The organism is Candidatus Bathyarchaeota archaeon (assembly GCA_029882535.1).
GTDB lineage: Archaea > Thermoproteota > Bathyarchaeia > Bathyarchaeales > SOJC01 > JAOUKM01.
In genome coordinates, this window is the sequence record JAOUKM010000038.1 from 1 (window position 1) to 13,060 (window position 13,060).

Sequence of the window (13,060 nt, forward strand, 5' to 3'; positions counted from 1 at the left end):
TCCACTGAATCCATCGCATGATGACGGAGGTTTTGTCTATGTACCTGATGGGTGGAGCCTTTCAGATGTTGGTTCTTACGGCTCGACAGGTTCCCACACCGCGCTAGGTTGCTGGAACTACATAATGTGTGGGCTTCTACAGACTGACTACAGAGTCACGCGAGCATTGGATTGGCTTGACTTGAACTATGATTACGACGAAAACCCGAATGAGCATGGTTACCCATTCTACTACTATTACGCATGGGCGTTTTCGAAGGCAATGCGGCTGACTTCACCAGCGTCAGACCTTATCGGCGGAGTCAGAGATCCAGCTGCAGATGGATATCCAGAAGAAATACCAAGTTGGTACTATGACTTCGCGTGGTACTTGACGGGGACTCAAAACGTCACGGACGGAACATTCTATAACAATCCAGCTGAGACCAATTCATGGGTGCCAGCTATTGACACTATGTTTGCAATTCTGGTTCTCGAAGGTGCAGTAGGTATTCCTATGACAGACACCGTGACAGTATACACAGGGGACGTAGTGGGCTTTATCGGAGGTACAGCAACTCTAAGCGCAGTCCTTACAGAAAAGGAGACTGGAGCACCAATAGACAATGAGCCAATAATCTTCACGCTTCAAGGAAAAACGGTCTCTGCTACGACTGGGCTTGACGGCGTGGCGACAGCAGTAATGACAATTGATCCGCCTGACGGTGTTTATGTTGTAGTAGCGAGTTTTCCTGGTGATGTTTCTAGGCGACTTAACCCATCTTCGGATTCGGAACCTTTCACAGTCCCAATTCATGGAGTTATCCCAGAGGTCCCAGTGGGTACAATCGTGGCTTCAGTTTCAATGATAATTGCACTAGTAGCCTACGTCGCAATGCCAAAATTCCGCAAAAAACAAATGGGTATAAACCCATAACACTCCTCTTTTTTTTGCAAAACATCTGTTCATTTCCAATCAGTCCATGGATATCTGTTGCCGAATTTTTTTCGGGTTATCTCCCGGAAACTCCTCTTTTCTTTTTTCAATGTGAACTGACATGGGCTGACTGTTTTTCTAAACGTCAGGCGCTCCTAGTTACATTAAACTTTTCAAAAAGAGTTTAGGAAGAGCGCGTGTGTGTATTCGCTTTACCAAACCCTTATGACAGATTTTGGTTTTAGACGGATCAAAACAATGTCACTGTCTTTCCATTCAGCAAGGTTTCTTTCTGCCTCCTCTTTCGTTTCATAGTGATAAAGCATTCGACGAGTCATAGCATGATTCACATCGTCTTCGATACTCAAATCACCTTGTATCATGTAGCCAGCTTCATCTGCTATTCGCTCACCGCCAATAACGACTGCACCCTTTGGGTTCGAAAATACATTCCTGACCTTACGGTTGTTTCGGTCGCTTCCAAAGATGAGGCCATCGCCATCAAGAATGAAATAAATTGGAACAATATGTGGGTAGCCATCCGCTCCAATCGTAGCTAGCCGGGCTATTCGCGGCTTTTTCAGAAATATTCTAACCTCATTAGTCAGCATGTTTAGTTACCTAGGTTTTTCTATAAAGATCTCTCTACTTATTATGTACGAGATAAGATTTATCGATATTCCTAGGACAACTTAGCCAAAATCTTCATGAAAAGAAAGTGAACAGCATCAAAAGCATTGAGGTTTATCTGGAGTGCGGGGGATTTGAACCATTGATGAAATGGAAAAAAATGGAACCGATGGAACAGCAACGATCCAGCGCATACATGTAAGTACTAAAATACAACTAGTGTGTACATAGAGGCGCAATCTTGCTTGGATTGGAACATCTTGTATAGATATCCTGACACCAGCAGATTTCTGTGAACTCTTTTCGCTGCAAACCACCAATTTCTTGGTACATCGACGCCCATATGAAATAGCTAACAGCTCACCAAGTCCGACTCGAATTTTTGGACCCCCTAAACAGAGCACGCCATTCATCTTGCTTAGTGAGGTTGTCGAGGGCTTCGGCATATATTTTTACCTTTAGGGCTTCAGCGTTTTCCACCGGGTCTTCTTTAGCGTATTTTCGACCAGTCTCCTCGAGTTGTCTTAGCATAGTCGCAGCCAACTTTTCGAGAGTTGCCGGCGAAACTCCGAAGAACCGATGGTGCAGCTGGAAGGCGATGAATATTCCTCTCAAGTTCATTATCTGCATTTGCAAGAAGAACCTCTTGACATCATGCGGAATGTGACTGCAATCTGCGATAAAAAAAGCCGCTATTGGGCTGTAGAATTTTTGCAAAATACCGTGTCCCTCGGGTTCAGTTCTTTCCAAGTAAATAAGTTCCGCCTTCAATAGCAGGTTTAGATGATAGCCAACTGCGGCCCTTGTCAGACCGAGTTCTTTAGAGAGTTGAGCCTCTGTCATTGGATGCTCGCACAGTAACTGGAGGATTTCCGTTCGTGTGAAATCAGCGAGTAGTCGGATAATCTCAGGAGCATCTACGATGCAGACGGCCATTTTGAAGGGCTTAGACGTACTCTGTTTTCCCCCTCATGGACTCATGAGTTATATTATCTTTATCCTTTCTTCAAACATGTTCATCAACGTTTGATATTTAAACATTAGCAACACTCACGTCACACTTTGGAAAATCAGATCGGTTACTCATTCAACATAATACTTCGGCTTTTCTTCAAACGCTCGCGCTGCATGCAAAGAGAGGTTAAATGGCTCCAATTAGAAGGACTATGGCTATTATGAGAATTCCGGCGGCAACTGTCTGGGCTCCATATAACAGAATGTTCTCCTTCGCGATTCTTCCAAGATAGATGCCTAAAGAAAAGAGTGTCGCTAAGGTTAAAATGAAGGAGATGATGTAAGCTTCCCCGATGACAAACGTTCCTGTCAATGTGAGGAAAAAAGGAATAAGGGAAATTATCGCCGTCAGCATAGGTGATGTCCCGTCAATAAGTGCTGCATACACAGAAACAAAGTTAGAAGCGTCACTATGTATTGTGTTGCTGAGATCAGCGAGCATAGCGGTCTCGAGATCTTTAAGATGGCTCTTTCTTTCAGCCCTTTCTGTCATGTAGGCTCCGAAAAGGCCGGACACTCCCATGGCTAGACATGCGCCTAATCCTGCGGTGACGATTATTCCAGGCTTTGTGACTCCCGCAATCAAAGAACCTACAATAATGCCAAGCATCGTCATTGAGCCGTCAAAACCGTTCTTGATGAAGTATCTTCTGGCAATGGGGGTCATTTGTGTAATATGTAGATACGATTTAATTCTTCGAAAGAAAGCTCTAATGCGGCTTATCATGCGCCAACCACGTTGAGATGACGAACACGCCTCTTTATATTATGTCTATCTCTCCTTTTAATATTAGCGGGTGCGCCCAACTTGAGATTCACGTTATTTGCTATCGCTACTTATCCTCCTATGAAGAACGCTAATCTTCAACTTCTCCATGGTTCGTGACCCATCTTGTGCAAATCAGTAGCAATAGATACAACAGTGTAAAAAGGATAGAGACTGTAATCCTTCTTTGGAAAGCCATGAAAATAGCGAATCCGTAGGCAACACACGCAAATGCCCAGAGGTGTATGATGGCAATTCTCATCTTTTCTTGCTCCTAATCAAGACATCTCTGTTACCCCTAACCACCCATGAAAAATGCCAGTTTCAATAACACGTATGACACGTAAACGAGTACAAGTACTAATGCCTCCTTCCTTTCAAGTCGCATATTTCTGAGAAAAAGACCAATAACAAGAAAAGCTACGAAAAACATGAAAGGGGTGTCGAACAACAACAGTATAGGCTCAACTGTAAATCCAGAGATCATGGCACCCGCTCCTAAGGAGAAGAGAATGTCACAGATGTTACTCCCAATCATGTCACCTACCGCTATCCCAGCAGATCCTCTCCGCAGGGCAGTTATGTCAAGTGTCAGTTCGGGCAAGCCTGTGCCTAGGCCAACTATTAGCAGACCAGTGACAGATGTTGGAATGCTTAATATTTCAGCCAGTTGGACACTGCCTTCAACGACAAATTCCGCGGCCACAAGTAGAGCACACATCCCAACGAGGATTAACAAGAGATCTTTGACTAGATGGATTTTCGGTTTTTCTTCTTGTACTTTGGAGGTTGATTTACAGAGTGACTCCTGCTTAACGAGATAGATGAAGTACAGTAGATAAGCGAGCGTAACAATTCCTCCTTCCATAGGTGTTATTTTTAAGTCCAAGGCGACTAAAGAAAAGAGGATGATGGACAAAACTAGCATGGTTCCCTCCCTCTTTAACTCCCGTTTCGTTATGGCCATCATCCCGGTAAGCCCAACTATGCCCATGATTATGGTAAGTTGGTTAAGGAAGGACCCGATTTTGTTCCCAACTACTACTCCCGAAACAGCTGACATATCTAGTCCTGCAAGTATATCTATCGCTCCTATTACACTGACTCCTATTTCGGGCAACGAGGTGCCTATAGCTACGACCGTTAACCCAATGAAAAGATGGGAGACCCTGAAGCGATGTGCAATGTTCTCAAAACCTCTTATAGCTAGTTGGGAGCCTAGAAACAAAACTACTATTCCAAGTAGCAGAAAAACGATCGATTGTATCATGCACCTTAACCATCGTGTAAAGTGTTGAAGGATAATTTAAATATTTATATCGATAAAATAACTTGAATAAATGATTTTGGGCTACGCTATTGGTTAGACTATGTCTAGAAATAGATTGAGTCCAAGAATGAGACGTTTGGCCTTTTCGAAATGTGGCACTGCCCTCTTTGTTGATGAGAAAGGAAAGGTGAGGTAGTCTCATCTCCTTAAGGAATCTGTCGAAAATGGATCGAAACGGCATATCTCAAGGTAGAAGCTTTCTAATTATTTGAAAGAGCTTTGCGCTGAAGGACTTGTTAATAAAACGATTGATAAAACAGCTTTGATGTTGATAATGGTATTGAGAGTCTATGCCGTTTATGTGGTGCCAAAAAACCAACTAATAGTAAGATCTGCTCCTGCAAGCCCCCATTTTTTTGGACTAATGAGTTTCAGAGATTTGCGCACACACTTAACAAACTAAATCAACACAGCGCGTGCCCTAAGTTTTAAGAAGTCTATACCCTACTTCAGATTATGACGTACGATAATGGAAAGATTGCAGGCTTGCTGCTACTTGTTGGTGGGGTCCTGTGTGTTTTAGGTATAATCATTGCTGAAGCACTTTATTCTGGCTACAGTACATCAGAGATTACATAAGTGACTTAGGTGTTGGACCGTCTGCGCTCATATTCAACTCGTTAGTATTCTTGCTGGGCATGTTAGGAGTTTTTGGTGCCTACTTCATCCAAAAAGCATTTAATTTCAAACTTTTCTCCTTACTAGCTGCAATAACAGGCATTGGTGCAATAGGGGTTGGATTGTTCACAGAGGATGCAGGAGTGATTCATGCTGTTTTTTCTTTGATAACATTTTTGTTCGCCGGGATAACTGCTATAGTGTCCTATAAACTGGAGAAACCACCACTCTCTTACCTATCTGTCGTGTTGGGGAGCGTTTCACTTGTGGCGCTTGTCCTCTTCGCTTCTGGCTTCTATCTAGATTTGGGGAAGGGAGGAATGGAACATATGATTGCCTATCCTGCCTTACTCTGGGCGATAAGTTTCGGTGGTTACCTAATAGGCGATTCCGAGGACACATCTGCAACAGAGAAATTGTAGTTCAGTCCTAATGCAAATCCACATCTTTTCAGCATTCGACAAGTGAAAACTAGCGCACGCACGTCTTAGCCTTCTGACAATGCCCAGAGATACACTTAAGAGCGTGGTTGAACAAGTGCACATTTCAATTGAAAGGAGGTTTAAGCAATGGAATTGAAGGGAAGTCGAACCGAGAAGAATCTGTTAGCAGCATTTGCAGGTGAATCTCAAGCTAGAACCAGATACACTTTCTTCGCTAGCGTAGCCAAGAAAGAAGGGTATGAGCAGATATCAGCCCTTTTTCAAGAAACGGCCGAAAACGAAAAAGAACACGCTCAACTCTTCTTCAAGCATCTCAAGGGTGGAGTTGTGGAGATTAAGGTTGCCTATCCTGCAGGAATCATTGGAACAACAGCGGAAAACTTGAAGGAAGCTGCGGAAGGGGAAAAAATAGAGTGGGGAACGCTCTATCCTAACTTTGCTAAAGTGGCAGAGGAAGAGGGGTTCAAAGATGCAGCTAGAACTTTCCGTATGGTTGCTAAGGTAGAGAATTACCATGAGCGACGATACCTGAAACTGTTAGCAAACGTAAAGCAAGGCAAGGTCTTCAAAAAAGATTCATCCACAAAATGGAAATGCAGAAACTGCGGTTACGTTTATGAAGGCAGTGAAGCGCCTGAGAAATGTCCTGTCTGTAAACACGCAAAAAGCTACTTCGAAGTCTGGTGCGAGAACTATTAAACTAAGCCCTTTGCCGCACACAGCATTTTACCGTATTCTGCCTTTTAAAGTTACGTGGGCGTTGTGGAAATTTCTAGAGTATGGGTACGAAAAGTACAAACAAAAACATGCCATATGCCAAAACAATGATGCCATTGGAGGTTAACCAGATCCGTGTTAGTTTTGGAGTCAACGTTTTTCTCTTCTTCTTCCCGATAAGGATCTTTTGGGGGAAATGTATGTTGAATGTGCCGCTCAATTTTTTGAGATCTTCCTTGCACAGGTATTCAACAGGTGTTAGACCGATGTAAAGCGAAGAAGTGATGGCCTCGACCGCTTCTGCGTATTTCATCTTCATTATCAGCTTCTCTATGTCCACGCTGAGAAAATTGTCGAGAAAGAGGTGTGATGCAAAACCAAGCATGAAGCAGACTACTAATATTGCATAGCTATGGAAGGGTGTAGGATACAAGTATATCAGCAAAGCAATTGTTGGAATCATCGCGGAATGTGTGATGACACTTCGATGATGCCAAGGGCTCAGATACTTGTAGAGTAGATCATAATCAGACAGCGTGGAACCAAATAAGGATAAGAACAAGCCTAATGTGATCCACTTAAAGTCAGAGAGAAGAGCCAGCAAGCTAGGCTTCACTCTGAAAAAGTTGAAATGAATAAAATAAGCAGCCGCGAATATTGCGAAGGTCACGAAACCTGCAAGAACATGATATTTTGAGGCAGCCATCAATAACACTTTCTAATTGAACTTAGAGGTCTTAGGTGACAAAACATTCTTTCATGAATCGTTTTCTAAAAGATTGTCTGTTAGTGGTTTCCCATTTTTTAGGTTGAAAGCATATTTTTCCCAGTCCCATATGCTTTTGGCATACTTGCCCTTCCCTCTTCGTTTGTTGAATACTTTGCCTGCTGCTAACCATTGCCCGTTAGTTCTCACATTGATAAGCCCATAGATGGTTTTTTCGTATAGCTGGGTATCAACATCTTCAGAGTTGGAATCTACCTTTTTGAAAGTTGCAGCAATCTCTGTTGAGAACAGAAGTGGCTTTTCAATTACGTTTGGTGCGTACTGACCTAAGCTTCCTAAGAGGCTGGCTCTTGGATGTCCATAGTCGGGCTGGTCGCCAGAGGACACGATGGTCACCCAAGGTTGAATGACTTTGAGAAACTCTGTAGAGAAATCTTGGCTCCCATGATGGTTTGCCTTAAAAACATGTGCGATAGGGGTTTCCTGTTTGCAGTGTTCCAGAAATTGCCTTTCCGCTTTCTCGTTCATATCTCCACACAATAATATTCTTGCCACGCCATACTCGAGTAAAACCGCAACAGAGTTTCCATTTATAGTTTCACTAGTACTTCCGAATTTCATAAGTTTGGGTGAATTTTTGCTAGCCAAGTTTATGGGGTTCAAGAAGCTGATCTTCAGTGGGTTTTTCTTGCCTAAGACAATGGGTTCTGTATTTTGGTCGGCGCGAATGCACTTGAGGTCAATATTGTTTCGTAGTGCCCTTTTCTTTGCCTTTGAGACCGCTTCAACCCACTTCTTGTAGGTCCTAGTTAATTCTCCTGCCTTTGGTTTCAGATTCTCGATATCGTCGTATAATTCGACGATCATTTTCTTTCCATTAACTTTTTCTTCCTTACCTAGAACTGGTTTTTTCCTATGCTTAGCTATTCCATTGTGATAGATTGCCCTTACCAATACATGATCGTCATTGAGTAATGGAAATAGCCCACCTGTATGATCTGAGTCACCATGAGTCATGATTATCGCGTCAAAATCTTTGTGATATTTCCTCAAATTATACTTCCATTTTATGAAACTGTAAGCGCTCCTGTCTTTTCCTCCGTCTATGAGAACCCTTCTATCGTCTGCTGTTTGGATGAGGATTGCGTCGCCTTGACCCACATCTATGAAATATATTTCAAGGATCCTTTCATCTCCAATTGAATCATTAGGCACATAGCCTTTCCCACCTCGAAACCTTATCTTTGATTCTTGCCCCACTGTTCCATGATACTCTGTCCAGTCGCCGACGAAAAGATTAGCTTGAATTTGCCTTCTCTTTTCCTTCTTTTTCTTACTTATTGGGACATCATAAACTGTAGTTTCTAATTTTTTTACCCATCGATAATCTTTTTGGGCATTTTTTGCTTTTTCCAATGACTCAGACAAGGAATCAACTTAATTATGTTTTATGATCTTTTCTTGTTTGGCGTGTGGGTCGATCTATTCTTATGTGAGGTCTTGAATTATTGCCTTCGGAGCGTTTTCTTTTACGGACTCTATTCCGTTTTTGCAACCATCTTTCGATCTATAGCTTTCACTTATCGCTATTATCTCGCCGTTTGGTGCTCTTAACCTAAATCTATACTCGCCAGCAGCATCTTTGTACATTTCAAACTGTGGTGGAACTGGCATTTTTCTATCTCCCCTAACACCTTAACTATAATTACCTTAATTTTGCTTAAAAAACTTTCGATATTTGCCATAAAATGAAAAATTATCGTGTAGATTTGACGCCTAAATACGAAGATTCCATTCAAGCTTTTCCGTCGTAAATGTTGAGAAACATGGAAATGTATTGCAGATATTTTTCATTCCAGTAAGAGTCGGTTCTGCTAATGGTTTTGACAACGAAATATGTACAGAAATCCATTCAAAAATCCAATGTTGAACATTCCTGCGTGTTGTCTTTGTCCATTTTAGAACTCCGGAATCTGACTGAGAAGGGATGAACAGGATCAATAGACTATATGCAACTTATGGTAACTGATTCGTAATCTATCTTAGGGTTTCGCAGCCATCAACATTGTGAACTCTAGTGGTTGAACTGGTCAACTTCTTCCTGTATTGCCTTCCTCACATGTTCTTCAGAAGTTGGACCAAACATTTTGATCTTACCGTTGATCAATAGATCTGAGGTTCCGTACTTGCGCGCTGTCTCAGGCGTTGCTTCAATCTCGACAATTTTGACCTTGTCGCCAAAGCTTTGAGCAACCCTCTTAACTAAGTGATACATGTAGGTGCCGACAGGACAGAAAAAGTTATTGAATAATGTTACTTCAGCCTTTTCCTTTGAAGGCGTATAATTCAAACTGGAAATTTTCACGTTGATGGTGTTTTTTGTGAGCGGGAAATACATGAGCTTAAAGGGTGGGTGCTCCTTGATGACTTTGAATCCTTGCTTAAGAAATAGTTCATAATGCATCCACTCCTTGAAATCTGTTGCATCAACCAAAATCCCCTTGAAGCCTTGCTTCTCAAGATCATCCTTCATATAGTCAAACATCATTCGACCATAACCTTTATGCAGGTAATCATCCAGAATTTCTGTGCAGTAAATACAACCTACTTTGGGCTCTGTCTCATATGGAACTAAAGCATTCTCTGCCGTCCCGTAATAAATGAGGCCAACTGCTTTGTCACCATCCAACAAATGGTAACCTTCCACATGCTTCCCTAAATTAGTCCTAAACCATTCCCTTGACTCTGGCAAAGCCTGTGGCCAAGAGGTACTAGAAGGAGCCTCAGTCATGCAGCAATAAGTTGCTTCTAAATCATCTGAAGTTACTCTCTTAACTTTCATACTCTCTTCCACTCTCTTCTTATGCTTCAATCTTGCCTCTTAAGCATTTAGAACACAGTTTCCTGAGTAGTTGTACTCGCACTAGGAGAGGCTTGCGGAATAACGGTTGAAGGAAAGAATAAGTGGATGACTTTAAAAAAAACGCAAGAAAAGTGAACAGAAAAATAGGGAGCTGCGAAGCTTTAGGTTATTGTTACTTGTTGCCCTTTCCTTTCTTTCCTTTTTTCTTTCCTTTCTTTTTTGGCATTGTTATTACCAATCCTCTTCTGTCATTCTTCCTCAGTCTTCCTCTTCTTCTTCCCATTCTTCTTCTTCTTCTTCTTCACCGAAGAGCATAGTCAAACCTCCAAAATTCCCTTAAGCCAGAAGAAGAGTATATATGCATTTCATCTAAAGAAGAAGGTCGCATTATGCCTCTTCGGCGGAGAAGACCAAGAAAACCCCTCCTTTTTCCCCTTATAAACAAGAAAGTAGCATCAAGCTCTAACCATTTGCGGGGAGAACGAAAGGCATTCCACGAAGAATTAGCAGGTTCTCGATTTTCTCTATATATGTGCTTCTTCTTTCTTTAAAGTCATTTTTAAAGCAAATTAGCTGCGTCACCCAAACACCCGGGATACAAACCCAGACAAACATCCTATTTTTGAACCAAATAAAATTTAGAATACCCTATAAGGGGTATGGGTGATTCCCAAGTGTAATGGGGATGCACACCATTCGCGCTGTGCGCTTACCTCAAAACCTTACAGCAAAACAATATCAAACTTATGAAGCAAGAACCAACATTCAAAATGACAAATGTTTCATCGATAAAACCAATGCGCGCGCAAAACAAGTTCTTTCTCAGCTCCAGTCGTCCAAGTTCTACGCGTATTCCACCCTCTGCTCAATTGTCCTTGTCCAGAAAAAAAATTGGGACAAAGACATTTAAGCAACTTAGCCATGATTTGCCACCTTCCTCTCAGCAACACGGCCACGTCACTTTCTAGGTCGATTATCGGTGTCTACAGCAGCTTTTTTTACTGCTCTCACATGAAAACACTGTCAAAACTTCAGAGAAGTACGTTTTGTGGAGAGTCGCCACAACCTGCAGCCGCCGAGTCTCAAGCTTATTTAAGCCAGACTCCGCATTCTCAGCTGCAACAATACGCAAGGTTTCTTCTGGCGATAACAATTCTTTCTGCAGCTTCAGAGAAGTCGTCAAAGATTTCCTAGAATGCTAAATGGCTACTTTTAAGCCAATTTGCTTACATTTTTCTCTTTACTACTCCATAGACATTAGCTACTAGAAAGGATTTAAACGCAATTCCAACAATAACTAATTACTGGGGAGTTTAAACCATGAGTCAATCAAAACCGAGAATTCTCGTTGTCTTCTACTCAATGTATGGGCATATCTATAAAATGGCTGAAGCTGTAGCTGAAGGCGTTAGAGAAGCGGGTGGGGAACCTATTCTCAAACAGGTCGCTGAACTCATTCCTGAAGAATCTTGGAACGAGGAAATAAAAAAAGCAAAGGAACTCATGAAAAATGTTCCGATTGCTGTTCCCCGTAGGGACCTTGAAGAAATTGACGGTGTTATTATAGGCACTCCAACTCGCTTTGGCAACATGTGTGCACAGATGAGAAACTTCTGGGATCAGACTGGAGGGGCATGGATGAAGGGAGCTCTCATTGGCAAACCTGCAGCGGTATTTACTAGCTCCAACACTCAACATGGGGGTCAAGAGACAACCATTGTGTCAACTCATTTCACACTATTACACCACGGCTGCGTTATAGTCGGCCTGCCCTACTCTTTCAAAGAGCAGATGACGATGGACGAGATAACAGGTGGCTCACCATATGGGGCTTCAACCATCGCTGGACGGGGTCCACCATACAGACGTATGCCGTCAGCAAACGAGTTGGAATTGGCAAAGAACTTAGGCAGACATCTTACGACAATTGCCAACAAGCTGTTGACATAGAGACTCTTTAGTTCATAACTGTGGAGATACTCCCTGCATCCTCCCATTTTTTGCATTTGTGACATCAACTTTGACAGTTTTCCGCGTACGTATCCTCTCATCTTCTCTAGAAACTTCAAAGGAGTCTTAACCTATCTTAAATTCGGGCATATCTGTCTTGAGGGGTTCTCACTTCTTCAACGATTCTTCTGCCAGCTGCAACTTCATCAACGGAGTGAATGGTAGCCCCCATTTCTTCTAGCTTCCCTTTGATACTTTCAAAGTCTATGCTGCTTCCAGCAAGTATAATCTTCGCGTTTTCCACTTGCTGATCTATTTCATAAATAATTACGTTTACTCCTTCTATGCCTTCTAGATGACTGAGTGCTTCAGAAAGTTCAACTACATTTGGCTTATGCGGCTTTAAGACGTCCAGGACAAGCCTTCTTATCATATTAGAACGACTCAATATAGATTACGTGTCTTGGTTTTAAACTTTTACTTCCTTTCACCAAAAGAATTTTTGATTTGCTTGTTTTAGTCTTGAGACGTGGGTTTGGCTTCCGGTTTATACAGTCTCTTTTCGTAAGCGGATTTTGGCTTGAGCTTAAATTTGTATTGTGGTGTTGCCGCCCTTCTTCGCTCTATATTTTTAGCTCTTGCAATGGCTTTCGCGATTCGTGTCTTCGAGGGCTTTCGAGTTCTCCGTGGTTTTACGGGAACTGGCGTAAATGGTTTTTGTGATTTCTTGGTTTTTCTACGTTTTCTCATAGGCGGCTGTGTTGTTCCTTCTTTCATTAACTTCTTGAAAGTGACCGTTCGCTCCTTCAAGTCTACGCTTTGAACTTTCCAGCCGGCACTCGTCCACGCATAGCCTTGAGAGGTTGCTTCGTTGTTGTTCCACCAGCTTTCGTTTCGCAAGGCACCGAATGGTAAACCATTTTTGATAATCCCTTCGATTATAGGGAGAGTCAATGTTATTAGACTTGTGAATTGTCCTCTTCGCCGCAGATACTCTCTCAAAGGACTGTACTTAGAACCGACATGTCGAGGTGCAACGATTCTTCTTGCACAGTTCAGGCATATGAAGTCTCTTTGTTCGCTCCA

16 protein-coding genes are annotated in these 13,060 nt (G+C 42.3%); 6 read left to right on the forward strand and 10 right to left on the reverse strand.

The window, feature by feature from the left end; genetic code table 11:
• A partial coding sequence (locus tag OEX01_08175) for a hypothetical protein (protein ID MDH5448957.1) occupies positions 1–916 on the forward strand: 916 nt, incomplete at its 5' end.
• 212 nt (positions 917–1,128) lie between these two features.
• On the opposite strand, the gene OEX01_08180 is transcribed toward OEX01_08175, so the two are convergent.
• From OEX01_08180 to OEX01_08195, 4 genes are all read right to left on the reverse strand, one after another.
• Entirely contained in the window at positions 1,129–1,527 is a 399-nt protein-coding gene (locus tag OEX01_08180) for a pyridoxamine 5'-phosphate oxidase family protein (GenBank protein ID MDH5448958.1), read from the reverse strand.
• Between the two features lie 379 nt (positions 1,528–1,906).
• On the reverse strand, positions 1,907–2,482 hold the full coding sequence (locus OEX01_08185; GenBank protein MDH5448959.1) for a winged helix-turn-helix domain-containing protein: 576 nt from the start codon (positions 2,480–2,482) through the stop codon (positions 1,907–1,909).
• 205 nt (positions 2,483–2,687) lie between these two features.
• Positions 2,688–3,227, reverse strand: a complete 540-nt coding sequence (locus OEX01_08190) for a hypothetical protein (protein ID MDH5448960.1) — start codon at positions 3,225–3,227, stop codon at positions 2,688–2,690.
• 397 nt (positions 3,228–3,624) lie between these two features.
• Complete coding sequence (locus tag OEX01_08195; GenBank protein MDH5448961.1) at positions 3,625–4,596, reverse strand: calcium/sodium antiporter; 972 nt, start codon at positions 4,594–4,596, stop codon at positions 3,625–3,627.
• Between the two features lie 516 nt (positions 4,597–5,112).
• On the opposite strand from OEX01_08195, the gene OEX01_08200 reads away from it, so the two are divergent.
• From OEX01_08200 to OEX01_08210, 3 genes are all read left to right on the forward strand, one after another.
• Positions 5,113–5,235 carry a hypothetical protein gene (locus tag OEX01_08200; protein ID MDH5448962.1) on the forward strand — a complete coding sequence of 41 codons (123 nt, stop codon included), beginning with the start codon at positions 5,113–5,115 and terminating at the stop codon, positions 5,233–5,235.
• A 29-nt stretch (positions 5,236–5,264) separates the two neighbouring features.
• Positions 5,265–5,696 carry a DUF998 domain-containing protein gene (locus OEX01_08205; GenBank protein ID MDH5448963.1) on the forward strand — a complete coding sequence of 144 codons (432 nt, stop codon included), beginning with the start codon at positions 5,265–5,267 and terminating at the stop codon, positions 5,694–5,696.
• A 147-nt stretch (positions 5,697–5,843) separates the two neighbouring features.
• Positions 5,844–6,416 (forward strand): rubrerythrin family protein, encoded by a 573-nt coding sequence (locus OEX01_08210; GenBank protein MDH5448964.1) that lies wholly within the window; start codon positions 5,844–5,846, stop codon positions 6,414–6,416.
• 73 nt (positions 6,417–6,489) lie between these two features.
• On the opposite strand, the gene OEX01_08215 is transcribed toward OEX01_08210, so the two are convergent.
• The 4 genes from OEX01_08215 to OEX01_08230 all read right to left on the reverse strand — a co-directional run bounded on the left by OEX01_08215 (position 6,490) and on the right by OEX01_08230 (position 10,003).
• Positions 6,490–7,140, reverse strand: a complete 651-nt coding sequence (locus OEX01_08215; GenBank protein MDH5448965.1) for a metal-dependent hydrolase — start codon at positions 7,138–7,140, stop codon at positions 6,490–6,492.
• Between the two features lie 51 nt (positions 7,141–7,191).
• Complete coding sequence (locus tag OEX01_08220) at positions 7,192–8,589, reverse strand: MBL fold metallo-hydrolase (GenBank protein ID MDH5448966.1); 1,398 nt, start codon at positions 8,587–8,589, stop codon at positions 7,192–7,194.
• 60 nt (positions 8,590–8,649) lie between these two features.
• A complete protein-coding gene (locus OEX01_08225; protein ID MDH5448967.1) occupies positions 8,650–8,835 on the reverse strand; it encodes a YegP family protein in 186 nt (61 codons plus the stop codon).
• Between the two features lie 400 nt (positions 8,836–9,235).
• Positions 9,236–10,003 carry a hypothetical protein gene (locus tag OEX01_08230; GenBank protein ID MDH5448968.1) on the reverse strand — a complete coding sequence of 256 codons (768 nt, stop codon included), beginning with the start codon at positions 10,001–10,003 and terminating at the stop codon, positions 9,236–9,238.
• Between the two features lie 912 nt (positions 10,004–10,915).
• Here OEX01_08230 and OEX01_08235 point away from each other — a divergent pair.
• Together OEX01_08235 and wrbA are read left to right on the forward strand one after the other, a co-directional pair.
• The gene (locus tag OEX01_08235; protein MDH5448969.1) at positions 10,916–11,218 is read left to right on the forward strand and encodes a hypothetical protein; all 303 of its coding nucleotides are present in this window, start codon (positions 10,916–10,918) and stop codon (positions 11,216–11,218) included.
• Positions 11,219–11,344: 126 nt separating this feature from the next.
• Positions 11,345–11,974: an NAD(P)H:quinone oxidoreductase gene (gene wrbA / locus OEX01_08240; GenBank protein MDH5448970.1), complete on the forward strand. Its 630-nt coding sequence runs from the start codon at positions 11,345–11,347 to the stop codon at positions 11,972–11,974.
• Positions 11,975–12,110: 136 nt separating this feature from the next.
• Here the strand turns inward: wrbA and OEX01_08245 are convergent, their stop codons facing one another.
• Both OEX01_08245 and OEX01_08250 read right to left on the reverse strand, forming a co-directional pair.
• Complete coding sequence (locus OEX01_08245) at positions 12,111–12,407, reverse strand: DUF211 domain-containing protein (GenBank protein ID MDH5448971.1); 297 nt, start codon at positions 12,405–12,407, stop codon at positions 12,111–12,113.
• 83 nt (positions 12,408–12,490) lie between these two features.
• The coding region (locus OEX01_08250) for a hypothetical protein (protein MDH5448972.1) at positions 12,491–13,060 on the reverse strand (570 nt) is incomplete at its 5' end.

Coding starts and splice junctions, on each gene's coding strand:
- OEX01_08195 (MDH5448961.1), bottom strand. CDS start 4,596: ATGATACAATCGATCGTTTTTCTGCTACTTGGAATAGTAGTTTTGTTT.
- OEX01_08225 (MDH5448967.1), bottom strand. CDS start 8,835: ATGCCAGTTCCACCACAGTTTGAAATGTACAAAGATGCTGCTGGCGAG.
- OEX01_08190 (MDH5448960.1), bottom strand. CDS start 3,227: ATGACCCCCATTGCCAGAAGATACTTCATCAAGAACGGTTTTGACGGC.
- OEX01_08185 (MDH5448959.1), bottom strand. CDS start 2,482: ATGGCCGTCTGCATCGTAGATGCTCCTGAGATTATCCGACTACTCGCT.
- OEX01_08245 (MDH5448971.1), bottom strand. CDS start 12,407: ATGATAAGAAGGCTTGTCCTGGACGTCTTAAAGCCGCATAAGCCAAAT.
- wrbA (MDH5448970.1), top strand. CDS start 11,345: ATGAGTCAATCAAAACCGAGAATTCTCGTTGTCTTCTACTCAATGTAT.
- OEX01_08230 (MDH5448968.1), bottom strand. CDS start 10,003: ATGAAAGTTAAGAGAGTAACTTCAGATGATTTAGAAGCAACTTATTGC.
- OEX01_08210 (MDH5448964.1), top strand. CDS start 5,844: ATGGAATTGAAGGGAAGTCGAACCGAGAAGAATCTGTTAGCAGCATTT.
- OEX01_08200 (MDH5448962.1), top strand. CDS start 5,113: ATGACGTACGATAATGGAAAGATTGCAGGCTTGCTGCTACTTGTTGGT.
- OEX01_08180 (MDH5448958.1), bottom strand. CDS start 1,527: ATGCTGACTAATGAGGTTAGAATATTTCTGAAAAAGCCGCGAATAGCC.
- OEX01_08215 (MDH5448965.1), bottom strand. CDS start 7,140: ATGGCTGCCTCAAAATATCATGTTCTTGCAGGTTTCGTGACCTTCGCA.